The 17,813-nt window shown below is 67.9% G+C and carries 12 protein-coding genes; 6 read left to right on the forward strand and 6 right to left on the reverse strand.

Annotated elements, in window-relative coordinates; translation table 11 throughout:
• The first annotated feature begins 27 nt into the window (after positions 1-27).
• Positions 28-1,839 (forward strand): DUF885 domain-containing protein, encoded by a 1,812-nt coding sequence (locus MNO14_RS11415; RefSeq protein ID WP_241943858.1) that lies wholly within the window; start codon positions 28-30, stop codon positions 1,837-1,839.
• Positions 1,840-1,981: 142 nt separating this feature from the next.
• Here the strand turns inward: MNO14_RS11415 and MNO14_RS11420 are convergent, their stop codons facing one another.
• Entirely contained in the window at positions 1,982-3,058 is a 1,077-nt protein-coding gene (locus MNO14_RS11420; protein WP_241943859.1) for a substrate-binding domain-containing protein, read from the reverse strand.
• Between the two features lie 179 nt (positions 3,059-3,237).
• Between MNO14_RS11420 and MNO14_RS11425 the strand changes: the two genes are divergently transcribed.
• The 4 genes from MNO14_RS11425 to MNO14_RS11440 are packed head-to-tail and all read left to right on the forward strand — an operon-like array spanning position 3,238 to position 8,447.
• Complete coding sequence (locus tag MNO14_RS11425; RefSeq protein ID WP_241943860.1) at positions 3,238-4,923, forward strand: OFA family MFS transporter; 1,686 nt, start codon at positions 3,238-3,240, stop codon at positions 4,921-4,923.
• Between the two features lie 44 nt (positions 4,924-4,967).
• Complete coding sequence (gene fdhD, locus MNO14_RS11430) at positions 4,968-5,849, forward strand: formate dehydrogenase accessory sulfurtransferase FdhD (protein WP_241943861.1); 882 nt, start codon at positions 4,968-4,970, stop codon at positions 5,847-5,849.
• Positions 5,846-8,200, forward strand: a complete 2,355-nt coding sequence (locus tag MNO14_RS11435) for an FdhF/YdeP family oxidoreductase (protein ID WP_241943862.1) — start codon at positions 5,846-5,848, stop codon at positions 8,198-8,200. The genes fdhD and MNO14_RS11435 overlap by 4 nt, the downstream gene beginning before the upstream one ends.
• Positions 8,190-8,447 (forward strand): hypothetical protein, encoded by a 258-nt coding sequence (locus tag MNO14_RS11440; RefSeq protein WP_241943863.1) that lies wholly within the window; start codon positions 8,190-8,192, stop codon positions 8,445-8,447. Before MNO14_RS11435 ends, MNO14_RS11440 begins: the two co-directional genes overlap by 11 nt.
• Before the next feature lie 95 nt (positions 8,448-8,542).
• Here the strand turns inward: MNO14_RS11440 and MNO14_RS11445 are convergent, their stop codons facing one another.
• Entirely contained in the window at positions 8,543-10,720 is a 2,178-nt protein-coding gene (locus MNO14_RS11445) for a hypothetical protein (protein WP_241943864.1), read from the reverse strand.
• Positions 10,721-11,010: 290 nt separating this feature from the next.
• Here MNO14_RS11445 and MNO14_RS11450 point away from each other — a divergent pair, with 290 nt between their 5' ends.
• The gene (locus tag MNO14_RS11450) at positions 11,011-11,238 is read left to right on the forward strand and encodes a hypothetical protein (protein ID WP_241943865.1); all 228 of its coding nucleotides are present in this window, start codon (positions 11,011-11,013) and stop codon (positions 11,236-11,238) included.
• A gap of 126 nt (positions 11,239-11,364) precedes the next feature.
• On the opposite strand, the gene MNO14_RS11455 is transcribed toward MNO14_RS11450, so the two are convergent.
• The 4 genes from MNO14_RS11455 to MNO14_RS11470 form a co-directional block, all read right to left on the reverse strand.
• Entirely contained in the window at positions 11,365-12,204 is an 840-nt protein-coding gene (locus MNO14_RS11455; RefSeq protein ID WP_241943866.1) for an aldose epimerase, read from the reverse strand.
• Positions 12,194-13,252 (reverse strand): glycoside hydrolase family 43 protein, encoded by a 1,059-nt coding sequence (locus MNO14_RS11460; protein ID WP_241943867.1) that lies wholly within the window; start codon positions 13,250-13,252, stop codon positions 12,194-12,196. The genes MNO14_RS11455 and MNO14_RS11460 overlap by 11 nt, the downstream gene beginning before the upstream one ends.
• Positions 13,249-14,736, reverse strand: coding sequence for a glycoside-pentoside-hexuronide (GPH):cation symporter (locus tag MNO14_RS11465; RefSeq protein WP_241943868.1), 1,488 nt, complete (start codon positions 14,734-14,736; stop codon positions 13,249-13,251). The genes MNO14_RS11460 and MNO14_RS11465 overlap by 4 nt, the downstream gene beginning before the upstream one ends.
• Before the next feature lie 114 nt (positions 14,737-14,850).
• Positions 14,851-17,778: a TonB-dependent receptor gene (locus MNO14_RS11470; RefSeq protein WP_241943869.1), complete on the reverse strand. Its 2,928-nt coding sequence runs from the start codon at positions 17,776-17,778 to the stop codon at positions 14,851-14,853.
• Positions 17,779-17,813: the final 35 nt, after the last annotated feature.

The following is a 17,813-nucleotide window of genomic DNA, read 5'->3' on the forward strand; positions in this document are numbered from 1 at the left end:
GCTGTCCCAATGCCTGGAAATTGCCGCATGCGCCGTTCTCTGCTCGCCGTCGCCGTACTCACCGCCGCCCTCGCCGGCTGCAACCGGGAGGCGCCGAGCGCCCCCGCCAACGCGCAGGATGGCGCAGCTGCCACGGCACCCTCGCCCGCCGACGCGGCATTCGCCGAACTGTCGAAGCGCTACCTCGACGAGGTGATGGCGCTGTCGCCGGTGTCGGCCACGCAGATCGGCGACCACCGCTTCGATGCCGAGGTCGACGACCTCTCGGCAGCGGGTCGGCAGGCAGGCCTGGACTTCAATCGCCGCTACCTGGCCGAGCTTGGCGCGATCGACTTCGACAAGCTCTCGCGCGAGAACCGCGTGGACGCGCTGATTCTGCGCAACCAGCTCGAATACGGGATCTGGGACACCGAGGTCATGCAGAGCTGGGCCTGGGATCCGCAGACCTACAGCGGGCTGGCCGGCGGCGCGATCTACGGGTTGATGGCACGCGAGTTCGCGCCGATGCCCGAACGTCTGAAGTCGGCGACGCAGCGCATGGAGAAGATTCCGGCGATCCTCGCCCAGGCGCGCGAGAACCTGGATCCGGCGCGCGTGCCGCCGACCCACGCACGCACGGTCGCGGCGCAGAACAAGGGCGTCCTGGCGCTGATCGAGACGTTCATCACGCCCAATGCCGACCAGTTGCAGGGGCAGGACCGCGCGCGCCTGGACGCGGCGGTCGAAACGCTGCGCGCCGCGGTCGAGGAACACCAGGCCTGGCTCGACGGTACGCTGGTGCCCAATGCCAAGGGCGAGTTCCGCATTGGCGCGGAGAAGTACGACCAGAAGCTCAAGTTCGCGCTCAATTCCTCGCTCTCGCGCCAGGACATCCGCCAGCGTGCCGAGGCCGAGCTGACCCGCATCCGCGACGAGATGTACACCGTCGCGCAGACGGTGCTCGAAGGCCGCGATGGCGCGCCCGCAACGCCGGCACAGCCGACCGAAGACCAGCGCCAGGCGGCGATCGAAGCGGCGATGGAGGTCGCCTATGCCGATCGCCCCGGGCGCGAGGAGGTTGTGGAATACGCGCGCCACACGCTCGATGTCGCCACCGAGTTCGTCCGCAAGCACGACCTGGTCACCGTGCCCAACGATCCGGTCAAGATCATCCTGATGCCGGAGTTCCAGCGCGGCGTCGCGGCGGCGTATTGCGATTCGCCTGGCCCGCTCGACAAGGGGCTGGACACCTACTACGCGATCTCGCCGATTCCCGAAGACTGGAACGATGCCCAGGTCGATTCGTTCCTTCGCGAGTACAACAAGCACATGTTGCACGTGCTGACGATCCACGAGGCGATGCCCGGTCACTACCTGGAAGGCGCGCATTCGGTGAACCATCCCTCGACGCTGCGCGCGGTGTTCCGCTCCGGCCCGTTCGCCGAAGGCTGGGCGGTGTACACCGAGCGGATGATGGCCGACGCCGGCTATGCCGACAGCGATCCGCTGTTCCGGCTGATGCAGCTCAAGTTCTATGCGCGCGCGGTCGCCAACGCGATCCTCGACCAGGGCATCCATGTCGACAACTGGACCAAGGAGCAGGCGCTGGATCTGATGGTGCGCCAGACGTTCCAGCAGCAGAGCGAGGCCGAGGGCAAGTGGACGCGTGCGCAGCTGTCGTCGACCCAGTTGGCGACCTACTTCGTCGGCGCGCAGGAGCACTTCGACGCCCGCAAGGCGGCCGAGGCCGCGCGCGGCGAGGCGTTCAACCTCAAGCAGTACCACGACGACATGCTCGCCCAGGGCGCACCGCCGGTCCGCTTCGCGCGCCAACTGATGCTCAACGAAGAGATCCAGTAACCCGAAAAACCGGGGTCAGCATGCAATTTACAGCGCGTGGATCGGCGCCTTGTCGCCCACGCAAAACTGCACGCTGACCCCGTTTCTACTGACCCCGTTTCTAGTTTCTAGGGCCTTCGAAAATGCACGCTGCCCCCGGTGTTCAGGGGCGAGCGGCGGCGAAGGCGTCGGGCAGTGTCTGCACCTGGCCGCAGCGGCTGGGATCGTAGCCGGGCAGCAGGCCGAGTTCGTGGCGAAAGCCCTCGCTGCGCAAAAGATCGAGCAGCCCGCGCAAGCGTCCGGATTCGAGCACGTCGTTGTGGCACAGGAAGAAGTAGTGCTCGGTGACCAGCGGGTGGAAGTCCAGCCCGTAGCGCCGAGCCGGGGGTTCGAGCGCGAAGCCGACGTCGGCCAGGCCGCTGGCGACGTATGCGGCCACCGCAGCGTGGGTCAACTCCTCGACGTCGCAGGCGCGGATGCGGTCGAAGGCGATGCCGTGGCTGGCCAGCATGGTCTCGAACAGCAGCCGCGTGCCCGACCCGGGCTGGCGGTGGATCACGCGGATGTCGGGCCGTTCCAGGTCCTGCAGCGTGCCGATGCCCAGCGGATTGCCAGCCGCGAGCACTAGCCCCTGGCGGCGCATCGCCAGGTGGATCACGCGATCGGCATCCAGGTCGAGGCGCGGACGGTAGTGCGCGAATAAGGGCGCTTCGAGCGTGCCGATCGGCAGGTGCAGGCCGGCGATGTCGCAAGCGCCGGTGCGCAGCGCGGCCAACGCGTCGTCGGGGCTGCGGTACTTGAGGTCCAGCGCCACGTCCGATGCCGCCATCGCACGGCGCAGCGTCTCCACGCCGAAGCCATGCGAGGCATGCACGCGCAATGGCCGCGCATGCGCGCCGACCGTGCGTTCGAGTTCGGCCTCCAGTTCCGTCGCCAGGCTGTCGAGTAACGGCGACAGGCGCGCGGCGATCCGGCTGTCGGCCCAGACCAGGCGCTCGCCGATCGCCGTCAGCGAGGCCCCACGGCCGCGGCTCATGCGCAGTAGCGGCTGCCCGAACACCGCCTGCGCGTCCTGCAACCGCCCCCAGGCGTAACGGTAGGACACCCCAGCCTGGCGAGCAGCCGCGGCGAGCGAGCCAGTCGCCCGCACAGCCAACAGCAGGTCGACCAGTGGCGACGACAAGCCCACGCCGTCGCTGTTCTCGAGCGTCCATTGCGGCTGGATGCGGACCTTGTACATCGCGACTCCCGCCCGCGTCGGCGGGACCAATAGGCTTTCGAAAGCCGATTATTAGACCAATGGCGCTTCACGTACAGGCCTGATGCGGCTACCGTTGCGACACTTTGTCGCATCAGATATGCATTTCACAGCATATTTGGCCGCGATACCGCATCCGGCTGATCGATTCGGGAGGATCCATGGCCAACAGCACCGCAGCTCCGCTTCCTGCCGCCGCAGCGCCTTCGGGCGGCCTGCTGTCAAAAGAACGCATCATCGCCAAGGCCGGTTTCAACCGCTGGCTGGTTCCGCCGGCCGCACTGGCGATCCACCTGTGCATCGGCATGGCCTACGGCTTCAGCGTGTTCTGGCTGCCGCTGTCGATGGCCGTCGGCATCAATGCGCCGGTCGCCTGCGGCCCTGAGATGGGCTTCTTCGCACGCATCACCTCCGCCAGCTGCGACTGGCAGATCAGCGAACTGCAGTGGATGTACACGCTGTTCTTCGTGCTGCTGGGCTGCTCGGCCGCGATCTGGGGCGGCTGGCTCGAACGCGTCGGCCCGCGCAAGGCCGGCTTCGTGGCCGCCCTGTGCTGGTGCGGCGGCCTGCTGATCTCCGCGCTTGGCGTCCATCTGCATCAGATCTGGATGCTGTGGTTGGGCTCGGGCGTGATCGGTGGCATCGGCCTGGGGCTGGGCTACATCTCGCCGGTGTCGACGCTGATCAAGTGGTTTCCCGATCGCCGCGGCATGGCGACCGGCATGGCGATCATGGGCTTCGGTGGCGGCGCGCTGATCGGCAGCCCGCTGGCCGACATGCTGATGCGCCACTTCGCGACCCCGACCTCGGTCGGCGTCAAGGAGACGTTCCTGGTCATGGCGGTGGTCTACTTCGTCTTCATGATGGCCGGCGCGTTCGGCTACCGCGTGCCGCCGACCGGCTGGAAGCCCAGGGGCTGGACGCCGCCGCCGGCGTCCAACAACGCGATGATCACCCAGGGCCACGTGCACGTGAAGAAAGTCTGGGGCATTCCGCAGTTCTGGCTGGTGTGGGCGGTGCTGTGCCTCAACGTCTCGGCCGGTATCGGCGTGCTGGGTCTGGCCTCACCGATGCTGCAGGAAATGTTCGGCGGTCGCCTGATCGGGGTCGACGCCGGCTTCGGCGACCTCAGCGGCGAGCAGCTGTCGGCGATCGCCGCGATCGCGGCAGGCTTCGTCGGCATGCTGAGCCTGGCCAACATCGTCGGCCGGTTCTTCTGGGCTTCGATGTCCGACAAATTCGGACGCAAGCTCACCTACTCGATCTTCTTCGTGCTCGGCATCGCGCTGTACGCCGCCGCGCCCACGCTCGGCAACGCCGGTTCGATTGCGCTGTTCGTCATCGCCTTCTGCGTGATCCTGTCGATGTACGGCGGCGGCTTCGCCACCGTACCGGCGTACCTGGCCGATCTGTTCGGCACCCAGCACGTGGGCGCGATCCACGGGCGGCTGCTCACCGCGTGGGCTGCGGCCGGCATCCTCGGCCCGCTGGTGATCGGCCATATGCGCGAGTACCAACTGAGCCTGGGCATGCCGCCTTCGCAGGTCTACAACACCACGATGTACATCCTGGCCGGCATGCTCGCGCTGGGCCTGGTGTGCAACCTGCTGGTGCGCCCGGTGAACGCGAAGTACTTCATGACGCCCGAGGAGCTGGCGCACGAGAAGCAGCTGGCGCACGAGAAGGTCGACGCCAGCGGCAAGTCGCTGCTCTCCCAGGACGATATGGACCGCATCGGCTCGGGTGGTAACCCGCTGCTGGTCGCGTTCTGCTGGGCGGCTGTCGGCATTCCGCTCGCCTTCGGCATCTGGAAGACGCTGGAGAAGGCGTTGGTGCTGTTCTCCTGACCTCGCCGGCGGGCACTCACGGGCCCGCCGCTATCGTCATCGCCATGACCCAGGCCCCCGCTCCCGATCCCGATCTGCCCCAAGGCGCCGTGCTGCGTTCGGTCGAACGCTGGCGCGGCGGTGCGGGCCACCGGCTCGACGACGCCATCGCCGAGGAAGTGCCGGTGGCGTTCGTCTACAACGACGCGCCCTTCGCGGTGATGATGGCCACGCCGGCCGACCTCGAGGATTTCGCACGCGGCTTCGCGCTGAGCGAGGGCATCGTCGAACGTCCGGACGATGTCGCGATCGAAGGCATCGAGCACCTGCTCGAAGGCATCGAGATCCGCCTGCGCATTCCCGACGCTCGCGCCGAGGCGCTGGCCGCGCGTCGGCGCAGCATGAGCGGGCGCAGCGGCTGCGGCGTATGCGGCAGCGAGCTGCTGGAAGCCGCGCTGCGCCAGCCGCCGCCGGTCACGGCCGATGTGCGCATCGAGGTCCACGCCCTGCAACGCGCACTGCGGCAGTTGCGCGGCAGCCAATCGATCAACGCACTGACCGGCGCTACCCACGCCGCCGGCTGGGCCGCGACCGACGGCTCCCTGTTACTGGTGCGCGAAGATATCGGCCGGCACAACGCGCTCGACAAGCTGATTGGCGCGCTGCACGGTGCCGATCATGCGGTGACCGCGGGCTTTCTGGTCGTCACCAGCCGCGCCAGCTACGAAATGGCGATGAAGGCCGCCAGCGCAGGCATTGCCCTGATGGCCGCGATCTCCGCCCCCACCGCACTGGCGATCTCGCTCGCCCAGCGCGCCAACCTCACCTTGATCGGCTTCGCCCGCGACGACGGGCACGCCGTGTACACCCACGCGCAGCGGCTGCTGCCCGAGTCGGCGCCGTCGCCGTCCGCAGCCCCGCGCCCCGGCAGGAGTTCCACGCCATGAGCAAGCAACCGATCCGCAAGTACGACGCCCCCGCCGGCGGCTGGGGTGCGCTCAAGAGCGTCGCCAAGGCGCTGATGGACCAGAACATCGCGGTCGACGGCGCCAAGACGCTGCTGCGCGCCAACCAGCCCGACGGCTTCGACTGCCCCGGCTGCGCCTGGCCCGACCGCGACCACACCTCGACGTTCGAATTCTGCGAGAACGGCGCCAAGGCCGTCGCAGCCGAGGCCACCAAGTTCCGCGCCGGACCCGAACTGTTCGCGCGCTACAGCGTTGCCGAGCTGCGCGGCTACAGCGACCACTGGCTCGAGGGCCAGGGCCGGCTCACCACGCCGATGCGCTATGACGCAGCCACCGACCATTACGTGCCGACGACGTGGGACGAGGCCTTTGCGCTGATCGCCCGGCACCTCAATGCCCTGCCCTCGCCCGACGAGGCGATCTTCTACACCTCCGGGCGCACCTCCAACGAGGCGGCGTTCCTCTACCAGCTGTTCGTGCGCGAGTACGGCACCAACAACTTCCCCGACTGCTCGAACATGTGCCACGAGTCGTCGGGCACCGCGCTCAAGAAGCAGATCGGTGTGGGCAAAGGCACGGTGTCGCTGCACGACTTCGAGTTGGCCGATGCGATCTTCATCTTCGGCCAGAACCCCGGCACCAACCATCCGCGCATGCTCGGCGAGCTGCGCGAGGCGGCACGTCGCGGTTGTGCGATCGCTTCGTTCAATCCGCTGCGCGAGCGCGGCCTGGAGCGCTTCGCCGACCCGCAGGACAAGATCTCGATGCTGACCAACGGCTCGACGCAGATCTCCTCAGACTACTTCCAGCTCAAGATCGGCGGCGATCTGGCGGCGATCAAGGGCATGATCAAGCACGTGCTCGAGCGCGACGTCGAGGTCACCGGCCAGGGCGGCGACTCGCTGCTCGACCAGGCGTTCATCGCCGAACACACGTCCGGCTTCGATGCGTTCGCCGCCGACGTGCTGGCCGAACCCTGGGAGATCATCGTCGAGGAATCGGGCCTCGACGAGGCGCAGATCCGCCGCGCAGGCGAGCTGTACCTGAAGTCCGAGCGGGTCATCGCGTGCTGGGGCATGGGCATCACTCAGCACAAGCATTCGGTCGCGACGATCAACATGCTGACCAACCTGCTGTTGCTGCGCGGCAACCTCGGCCGCCCGGGTGCCGGCGCCTGCCCGGTGCGCGGCCACAGCAACGTGCAGGGCGACCGCACGATGATGATCTACGAAAAGCCGCCGGCCGCATTCCTGGACCGGCTGCGCGACGTGTTCGGCTTCGAACCGCCACGCGAGGACGGCTACGACACCGTCGGCGCGATCGAGGCGATGATCGACGGCCGCGCGAAGGTGTTCTTCGGCATGGGCGGCAACTTCGCGATCGCAACCCCCGACACCGAGGCGACCGCACGCGGACTGCGCAACTGCGCGCTCACCGTCAACGTCACCACCAAGCTCAATCGCACCCACCTCACCCACGGCCGCGAGGCGCTGATCCTGCCATGCCTGGGCCGGACCGAGATCGACATCCAGGCCCGCGGCGCGCAGGGCGTAACGGTCGAGGACTCGATGAGCATGGTGCACCTGTCGTCGGGCATCAATCCGCCGGCCTCCGACACCCTGCTGTCGGAGCCGGCGATCGTCGCGCACCTGGCCCACGCCACGCTCGGCGAGCGCAGCCGGGTGCCGTGGCTGGCGCTGATCGAGGACTACGACCGCATCCGCGACCTGATCGCCCGCACCTTCGACGATTTCCACGACTTCAACACCCGGGTCCGCGTGCCCGGCGGCTTCCGGCTGTCGAACACCGCACGCGATCGCCGCTGGCTTACCGAGACCGGCAAGGCGAATTTCGTGCCGGCCCGGGTGCCGACCGACAATCCGATCCACCGCGCACGCCGCATGCACGGCGACCGCCCGGTATTCACGCTGGCGACCACGCGCTCGCACGACCAGTACAACACCACCGTCTACGGGCTGGACGACCGCTACCGCGGCGTGTTCGGCGAGCGCCGCGTGCTGTTCATCGCGGCCGAGGACATCGCCGCGCTCGGCATGCGCGCCGGCGATTGGGTGGACCTGGAAAGCCTGAGCGAGGACGGGGTGCGGCGGCAGGCCAAGCGCTTCCTGCTGGTCGAGTACGCGATTCCGCGCGGCTGTCTGGCCGCCTACTACCCCGAGACCAATCCGCTGGTGCCGTTGTCGAGCTACGCAGACGAATCGCGGACGCCGACGTCGAAGTCGGTGCCGGTGATCGTGACGCCGCACGTGCCCGACACCGACGCCGCGGCCCCACGCCAGCGTGACATCCCCGCCGCCGTTGTCCGCTGACACCGCCCTGCTCGAAGCGCTGCTGCACGCGCTCGCCGATGCACCGGACGGGGTCTCGCTGCCGCGGCTGTGCAAGCGTCTGGGCCTACGCATGAGTGTGCTGCTGCGCATGCTCGCCTACCTGGGCGAGGACACGATCGGCGGCGCCCAGGGCCTGGGCTGGGTCCGCACCGTCGATGACGGCGCGCGGACCCTGGCGATGCTGACCGACGCGGGCCGCCAGGCGCTGGAACGCGGCGACCGCTGAGCGCCCCCGCTCTGCGGGAAACACCCACCACGCGATGCACCACCTCCCCCGCGCTGCGGGGGAGGTCGGACCGCGCCCGCGGGCCGGGTGGGGGCTTACTGGCAGCCCGCCGGCGCCGCGGCGACGATCGCAGCGAACCCCGGCGTTGCCGGCGACAGGTACGGCGCCAGCCCGCCCTTGCCTGCGGTCGCGAACACGTAGCGCGCCAGGTCCATGTCGGCCGGCAGCCAGTTGTCCTCGAACAGGGCCAACGAGCGCGCATCGTAGAGCGCCAGCATGTCCGGCACCGCACCGACCGAGCGGGTCAGATCCCCGGGCACCCCGTGCGCCTGGCAATTGGCGTCCGAGTAGCGGACCACGCTGCCCTCCACGCGCAATCCCGACGTATCGCGCACGTCCCGCAGCAGCACGGCGATCCAGTCGTCGAGATCGTCGCCCTTGCTGTTGACGCTGTTGTTGAGCAGCAGGTTGTCCTCGAACGCCAGACGCCCGCCCACGCGCACACTCAGCACGTCCTTGCGATAGCCGTAGAAGACGTTGTTGAACAGATGCGATTGCCCGCGCCGCAGCAGCGGCACGCGACGCAGGCCGTTGTAGGCGCTGGCGCCGAACACGTCGTCGGTGGTCACGTACAGATTGTTGTGCACGGTGCTGGTGATCTGCGCGTCGATCGTGTGGCTGTCGCTCGCACCGTGCAGCGCGGCGCGCTTGACGTTGTGCAGCCGGTTGAACGACACGGTGATGTCGTACGCGCCGACCTTGACGTCGTAGGCCGAGTCACCGGTGTTCTCGAAGGTGTTCTGGTGGATCCAGATGTCGTGCGAGGCACCGGTCGAGCGCACCATGTCCGGGTCAAGATTATGGTCCTCGGTATGGCCAACACCGAAAAAGTGGTTGTTGGTGACGATCACGTTGCGCGTGCTGTGGGTCGGACTGCCGCTGCTGTCGGCGCCGATCTTGAGGCCGCTGAAGATGAAGCGCGCATTCGCGCCGCGGCCGTCGATCGTGGTGTTGTCGCGCACCATCGGCAGCTTGAGGGCATCGAGGCTCGCATCATTGAGCCGGGTATTGAAGAAGGTGTCCTCGCACGCGGCCGTCGATACGCCCCGATTGCTGCACCACAGCCGGTGATCGCGGCACTCGGCGACGCTGGCATTGCCCAGCGCGTTGCGCACCTTCGGGTCCTCACAGCCGTTGCGGTACATGCCGATCTCGGTCGGCGCGGCAAAATCGACCTTGTCGAAGACGATCCAGGTCGGCGTGTCGGTTCCGATCGCCTGGAGGATCTGCTGCTCGGGCGACACAGCGCCGCTCTTGGTGATCACCACCAACGTGCTGCCGCCGGCCGGCGCATAGCCACCGGTGGTGCGGTGTCCGAAGCCGACCGGGCTGCCCAGCGAGTCGGACAGACACTGGACGATCGCCTGGTCGCTGGTTAGCACCGGGGACTGCCGCCAGTTCATCGACGGGGTCTCCAGCAGTTGCCTGCAGGCCGCGGCGATTCCACTGCCCGGTCCGCCGCCTCCGCCGTCGCCGCCACCCGACGCGACCGTCACTGCGACCGGGGCCGACTCGTAGGCGGTGCCGCTGTCGTCGAACACACGGACCCAGTAGAAGTACGTGCCCGCGGCCAGGCCCGCATCGGCGTAGCTGCCGCCGACCACGTGGTCGGCCACGAGCGTGCGCCCTGCCGGATCGGCATCGCCGTCGCGATAGACCTGCTGGCGCGTCGGCGTCCCGCCACCGACCGACCATGTCAGTTGCGCGGTCGCGCCCGATGCGCTGGCCGACAGGGTCACCGTCCAGGGTGTGCCGGGCGGATTGGCGGCGCCACCGTCGGCATAGGTCTCGAACTCCGCGACTGCGGGCGTGCCGTTCGCGCTGATGATCTCGAAGTTGAGCTTGCTCAGCGAGACAGGCGCGAACGCGATCGTGCCGGCGCCATTGCCGGTCGCCAGCACCTGGCCATTGCCATTGTTCACCAGCCGCCAGTTGCCGATGCGTCCCTGCTGACCCGTCGGCTCGCGGATCACTGCCGCGCCCACCGTCCGCGCGGCACTCCACTTGACAGAGATCCGCCCGGTCGTGCCGCTCGGCGACCACCACGTGCCGGGATCACCGTCGATGACGTTGCCGTAACTCGTTCCACCGCCCTTGCTCGAGCCATCGGCGCCCGCGCCCAGACTTAGATTGGGTCCTGTCTGTGCCTGGACGCCGCCTACGACGCACAGGCCCAGCGCCACCGCCAACAGCCACTGCCTTGTCGCGCTCATCTCCGTCACCTCCTGCGAAGGGGGGCAAGCCCCGGAATTCGATCCACGAAACCGGATGCCGACGGATGGGGGGGGACCTGGAGTATGCCCACCGGAGCGCGCAATGACTACCGGGAGACAATCAATCGAATCAATGTCTTGCGGACATTGCATCGGCGCGTGTGAGGGACGCCGCCAGGCCGCAGCGCAGCGCTTGCGATCCGGGCACGGACAACGTGGTGGCAGGTCACGGCCGGCTCACAGCCGAGCCGCGAGGCTGGCGTGGTCGCTATCAACCACGGAGATCGACGATGGGACTACTGAGATGGGTGGCGCTCGGCGCCGCAGGGGCGTTCGCTTACAACGCCTGGCAGAAGCGCCAGACCGCCGCCGGCGCAACGTCGGGCACGCTCGACGATGGCCGGAGCACGCCGCCGCACGGCGATGCGATCAAGATCGGCGGACCCGATCGCGAAGTGCCCGACACACCGACGACGCGGCCGGCGCATTCGAGCCGCAGTTTCGGCGACGAGGACTGAGCCGAATTGGCTGTCGCGTCGCGCCGCCGCATGGCGCGTGCGATGCGGCGGCCCCTTGTATCCGCGACCTCGCGTCCGCGATCGCATGCATTCGATCACGCGGACAGGCGGCGCGGGTACGCACGATCACTCCCACACCAGCTCGAACCACCGTGTCAGTCGTTCGCCGGGCGCCAGTCGGCGCGGCGCGAGGTTGAAGGCATCGGGTGGGCCGCTTTGCGGTTCGATGCAGGTCGCGTGCGGGGCGGCGTCGTACACGACCCGATGGTCGCAGTCCGAACGCAACCGCAATCGTTGATCGCCGCGATACAGGACGATGTCGTCGCTCCCGGGAAAACAGTCGTCCCAGGGGCCTGACGGCGCCGGGGTCAGCGGCAGTGTCGCGATGCCCTCCCCATCACGCGGATAGACCTGCGCTGGCGCGAAGTCCACACGTTCGGGTTTGCGGAACCAGGGATGCCAGCCGATCTCGGCCGGCATTGTGCGCGCGCCGGCCGCGAGCGATAGCGTCAGCCTCACCCGCCCCGGTGCGACTTCGATCCGCTGCGCCGCGGTGCCGCCGAACGGCCAAGCCGCGTCGGCCGGCAACGCCAGCGACAACGCGATCGCATCGGGCGTCTGCGTCTCGACCTGCCACGGCAACGCGAAGCCCACGCCATGGATCGCATGACCGCCGAAGTTCGTCGGCAGCACGTACGCGCGGCCGTCGAACCGGAACCTGCCGCGGCGAATCCGCCCGACCCACGGCAGCATCGGATAGCAGCCCCAGGCGATCGTCGTCGGCCATCCGTCGTCGGGGCCGACCAGGTGCGCGACGCCCTCGTGCACGATCTGCGCGATGCGCCCGCCCGCTTCGGGCGCGACGTCGACCTCGGTCGCGCCGCTGCCGATGCGCAGCACCGGCCCCGGCGGCAGTGGCGCGGTCGCATCATTCCGGGCGCGCGGCCGGTCGGTCTCAGCCGCCATAGGGCGCGATCGTGCGGATGCGGCCCTGGGGGTCGTGGTGCAGTTCGGTGACCTTGACGTCGCGCAGGTGGGTTACGCCGCCCGAGCGCAAGGCGTCGTGGTAGTACAGCCACCAGCGTCCCTCGAACTCGACGATCGAGTGCTGCGTCGTCCAGCCCACGACCGGCTCGAGCAGCACGCCCTGGTGGACGAAGGGCCCATACGGGCTGTCGCCGATCGCGTAGCACAACAGGTGCGTGTTGCCGGTCGAATACGACAGGTAGTAGTGACCGCCGTGGCGATGCAGCCACGGGCCTTCGAAGAAGCGGCGCGCGTGGTCGTCGGCGCGCAGCGGCTGGCCGTGCGCGTCGAGAATCGTCACTTCGCGCGTGGGCTCGGCGAGCCCGCGCATGTCGGCGCGTAGCCGCGCCACGCGCGGCCCCAATGCGGGTGCCGCACCGGTCGGTTCCTCGTGGGCCGCATCAAAGACGTCGTCGCGGTACTTCTGCAACTGCCCGCCCCAGATCCCGCCGAAGTACAGGTATTGCTCGCCGTCGTCGTCGGCGAACACCGCCGGATCGATCGAGTACGTGCCGGCGATCGGTTCGGGATCGGGCACGAACGGACCTTCCGGCCGGTCGCCGACCGCCACGCCGATGCGGAACAGGCCGTCGGCGCGCTTGGCCGGGAAGTAGAAATAGTAGCGGCCATCGCGACAGGCGGCGTCGGGTGCCCACATCTGCCGCGCGGCCCACGGCACGTCGCGCACATGCAATGCGCGGCCACAGTCCACGGCCTCGCCGCCCGGGTGCTCCTGACGCAGGACGTGGTAGTCCTCCATGCCGAAATGGCCGCCCTCATCGTCGAACGGCGCACCGGCATCGATGTCGTGCGAGGGATAGATGTAGAGCTTGCCCTCGAACACGTGCGCCGACGGATCGGCGGTGTGGATGTGGGTCACCAGCGGCGTCGAGATCGCTCGCTCGGCGAGCGCCTGCAGGTCCGGCGCGGGCGTCGCATCGGCCGCCGGCGCACCGGCCGGCGGGACGTCGTCGGCGGGCGCAGTCATGCCGCCGCTCCGGCAGTGCGCGCACGACGCGCACCGAGCTCGTGTTCGATCCGGGTTTCCATCGGCTTGTCGATCTCGTAGAGGAACAGCAGGGCCACGCCGGCCAGGAACGGCAGTGAGCAGTACACGCTCACCGCCAACCGGATGCCGTCGATCGCGGCGGCCGGTTGCGCGCTCGCGCCGGCCTCGTAGCCGTAGCGCGCCAGCACCGCGGCGACCAGCGCGCCGCCGATGCTCAGGCCGACTTTCAGGCCGCACAGCATGGCCGAGAAGATGATCGCGGTCGCTCGGCGGTCGTTCTTCCACTCCGACCAGTCGGCGACGTCGGCGATCATCGCCCACAGCAAGGGAATCGTGATGCCGTAGAAGAAGCCGTGCAGGATCTGCGAGCCGAATACCAGGCCGATCGCATCGGGCGAGTAGAGATAGAACGCCAGCAGGAACAGGGTCGATATCGTCAGCGCGCCGCCGAACACATTGCGCTTGCCGAAGCGATTGGCCAGCGGCCGCGACAGCCCGATGCCCAGGATCATGCAAATGATGCCGCCGGCGTTGAACAGGCTGAAGGCCGAGGTTGGCGCGTCCTCCGGCCACAGAAAGCCCGCCATGCCGGCGCCGGTCAGCAACGCGTTGAGCCCGTCGATCGCGCGCTCGAAGCCCGTGCGCTCGAGGAACCCGGCCAGTGCGGTGGGGTCGAGGTAGTACTGGAAGTAGTAGATGGTCATGCCGCCCTTGAGGGCGAGCGCGACGAACACCAGGATCGTCAGCAGCAGCATCACCTGCCAGGGACGGTTGCGGGCCAGGTCGACCAAGTCCTGGCGCACGCCTGACGACTGCGCCGGTGTCGGCACGATGCGCTCGCGCGTGGTCGCGAACGTGATCAGGAAGAAGACCGTGCCGACGATTGCAAACAGCGTCATCACGCTCTCGAAGCCGCGCACCCGGTCGCCGTCGCCCAGGATCAGCACCAGCGGCAGCAGCAGCACCTGGATCACGAACTGCGCGATCATCACCGCGACGAAGCGGTAGGCCGACAGGCTGTTGCGCTGGGCCATATTTCCGGTCAGCACGCCGCTGAGCGCGGCATAAGGCAGATTGTTGGCGCCGTAGACCAGCACCAGCAGCGTATAGGTCACCAGCGCATAGACCACCTTGCCGCGCTCGCCCAGTTCCGGCGTGCTAAAGGCCAGCAAGGCCAGCGCCCCGAACGGCACCGCCGTCCACAGGATCCACGGCCGGAACTTGCCCCAGCGTGTACGCGTGCGGTCGGCCAGCAGGCCGATCATCGGCGTGAACACGAACGCGCCCAGCAAGCCGACGACGAAGATGATCGTCGCCGCCGTCGCCGCCGGCAGCGCATAGACGTCGGTGTAGAAGAACGCCAGGTAGGTGATCAGCGTCTGGAAGATCAGGTTCGCGGCCAGATCACCAAGGCTGTAGCCGACCTTCTCCCTGACCGAGAGGATCTGCGATGCGTTGCTCATTGTGTCGGTGTTCCCCACTGCTCCCTGACGGCACCGGCGCGGTGCCCGCATCGCCAAGGCACCTGCGCACCGACGTCCGGGAGGATGACGCCGGCGCGCAGGGCCCGCCCTGCCTTAGAACGTACCGCGGAGACCGACCGTGAACGTGGTGCCCGGGTCGTAAAAGTCGTTGACCGCATTGGGATAGGCGAAGTACGACCGGCGCTCCTCACCGGTGATATTGAGCACGTTGAAGGTCAGCTGCGGCTCCGAGCGCACCCCCTTGAGCGTGTAGCTGGCCGACAGGTCGAGCTGGCCGCGATCCTCGCCGTAGATCTGTGCGAACGGAATGCCCTGCTGGTTCGGCCCCGAGCCCACCGCGCCCTCCGACCAGGTGTAGGACAGGCGCACCGAGGCGACTGCGTTCTCCCAGTAGGCGGTCGCGTTCCACATCGACGGCGCCACGCCATAGACATTGCCCGCCAGCGCATTGGCATCGTTGCCCAGGGCCTTGATGTCGAGCTTGGTGTAGTTGGCCATGAAGCCCAGGCCTTCGAGCACCACACTCAGCGGCTGCACCCAGATCGCCTCCCAGCCGCGGACCTCGAGTTCGGCATCGGCGTTGACCTGCTGGTTGACGTTGACCATCGCCACGTCCGGGCCGCCGCGCGAGTTGATCGCCTGCTGCTGCGCGTCGACCAGGGTGTCGAACGGAATGCCCAACTCGCGGAACGGCTTGGTGGTCACGCCCTGGTAGGTGTAGCCCTCGATGCGCTTGTTGAACAGCGTCAGGCCGACGAAGCCCTCACCGCCGGTGTACCACTCGCCGCCGATATCGAAGTTGGTCGAGGTGTACGGCGTGAGGTTGGGATTGCCCTGGGTGGCGACTTGGGCCGAGATGTCGGTGAAGGTGGTCGCCGGCAGCATCGAGCTGGGATTGGGCCGGGTCATCGTGCGCGAGGCCGAGGTGCGCAGCACGACATTCTCGGCCACGTCCCAGGCGGCGCTGAACGACGGTAGCCACTCGGCGTAGTCGCCGGTCAGCGTCTGCCACTGGCGCACCTCGCCGATGGTGACCGGACCGCTGATCTCCTGGTCGGTGGTCGCATAGCGCACGCCCATGTTGTAGCGCAGGTTGCGGTTCCAGATCTCCGACTCGCCGTTGACCATCACATAGGCGGCCTTGGTGGTCTCGTCGAACCCACCGGTGGCGCCCCCGGTGTTGGGGCCTGCGGCCTCGGGCGCACGGTCGCGGTACTGCGCGTAATTGGTATCGCGCATGAAACGATCGAAGTCCACCGTGACGAACCCACTCGGTCCGGGCAGGATGTAGTTCGCCAACTGCGCGTCGCTGATCTGCGACAGCGCATAGGGTTGCCAGTCGGTGCCGGTGTCGCCGAAGCCCTGGATACGCCGCTGGTTGTTGTCCCAGGACACGCCGAAGCTCACGTTGTTGCGATCCTCGCCCAGCTGCAAGTCGGCGCGGATGCCGCGGGTCTGCGTGACCCGCTTTTCGTTCTGCGCCCAGACACGGCCGCCGGTCCAGGTCCAGCCCAGCCCCGGATCGTTGAGGTCCAGGTCGCCGTCCCAGGTCGGCACGTTGCCGTCGTTGCGGTACTGCAGAGTCGTGAACGGCGAATTGAAGCCGATCGTCGGCGAGTCGCGGAACATCCAGCTGCGGCTCATGTTGGCCTGCACGTCGAGCTTGATGTCCTGGCCCTCGCCGAACCAGAACGTGCCGCCGGGTGTCAGATGCCAGTACTGCACGTCCTCGCTATAGGGCCGCGCCTCCATGAAGAACTGCGCATTGGCGAAGGTGGCGCTGGTGACGACATTGTTGGCATCGAGCTGCATGTCCAGCGGAATGATGTTGCCGTTGCGGCCGATCAGGTTGATGTCGATGCGGTCATTGGTCCGCTTGGCCTTGGTGTAGAGCACATCCAGGTACAGTTCGACGCGATCGTTCGGACGCCACTGCACCGAACCCAGGAACGCATCGCGGTCGCGGTCGCCGCTCATGTGCACCGGCCGGCCCAGCCGCGGGATCAGCGCTTCGCCGATCTGTTCGGGGGTCAGCCCCGGATTGGCGGCCTGCAGCCAGGCGGCGTCGATCACCTGGCCGGGCACCAGCCCGGCACCGAGCGTGGAGCGGTTGCCCGGCACGACGTCGGGGATGCGCCAGCCGTTGCCGCCGGTCACGTTGCAAGGGCTGCCCAGCGATGGGAAGCCTGCCGGCGCACCGCCATTGCCGCATTGCGCATTGGTCAGGTTGGGATTGGTCCAGCCGATGGTCTCGTAGCCTTCGACGCCGATCTTGCCGCGCTGCGAGGTCACGCCGGCGAGCACCCCGAAGGTCCCGTCCTCGTTGGTCCAGCTACCGATCACGGTGCCGCGTGGACTGGTCTTTTCGCTGATGTCGTTGTAGTCGGCCTGCAGCGAATAGGTCAGCTGGCTGCCGTTGACGTCGAACGGACGCATGTTGCGCATGTCGACCACGCCCGAGGCGCCGCCTTCGGACAAGCGCGCGGTGGGCGACTTGTAGACGGTGAGCTGGTTGAAGAACTCGGTTGGGAAGATATTGAGATCCACCTCGCGGTTCTGGTTGGTCGCATCCAGGCCGATCGATGCGGTCGCGACCGACGCGCCGTTGATCGTGGTTTTGGTGAAGCTGCTGGGCAACCCGCGGATCGCGATGTTCAGCCCCTCGCCGTTGACGTCGCGGTTAAGTTGGATGCCCGGGATCCGGCTCAACGATTCGGCGATGTTGGTGTCGGGGAACTTGCCGATGTCCTCGGCGAAGATCGAATCAGTGAAGCCGGTCGAGTCGCGCTTGGCCTCGGTCGCGAACTGCAGGCTCTGTCGGTAGCCGCGGACGACGACCGCATCGAGATCGGTGGCCGACGCTCCCGCCGGTGCCGTGTCCTGCGCGAGTGCCGGGGCGCCTACGGCCCCCAGCAGCGCCAGACCCAACGCATGCGACAACGCATTCTTCGAGACTTGCTTGTACACCGTACTCCCCTCCCGTTTCTGGTGACCGCACGTGACGCACCTTGCGTCGCCCATGCCATGGTGTGGTGTTCGTTTTCGCCCCTGCCCGG

The sequence above is a fragment of the Luteimonas sp. S4-F44 genome (assembly GCF_022637415.1).
Classification (GTDB): Bacteria; Pseudomonadota; Gammaproteobacteria; order Xanthomonadales; family Xanthomonadaceae; genus Luteimonas.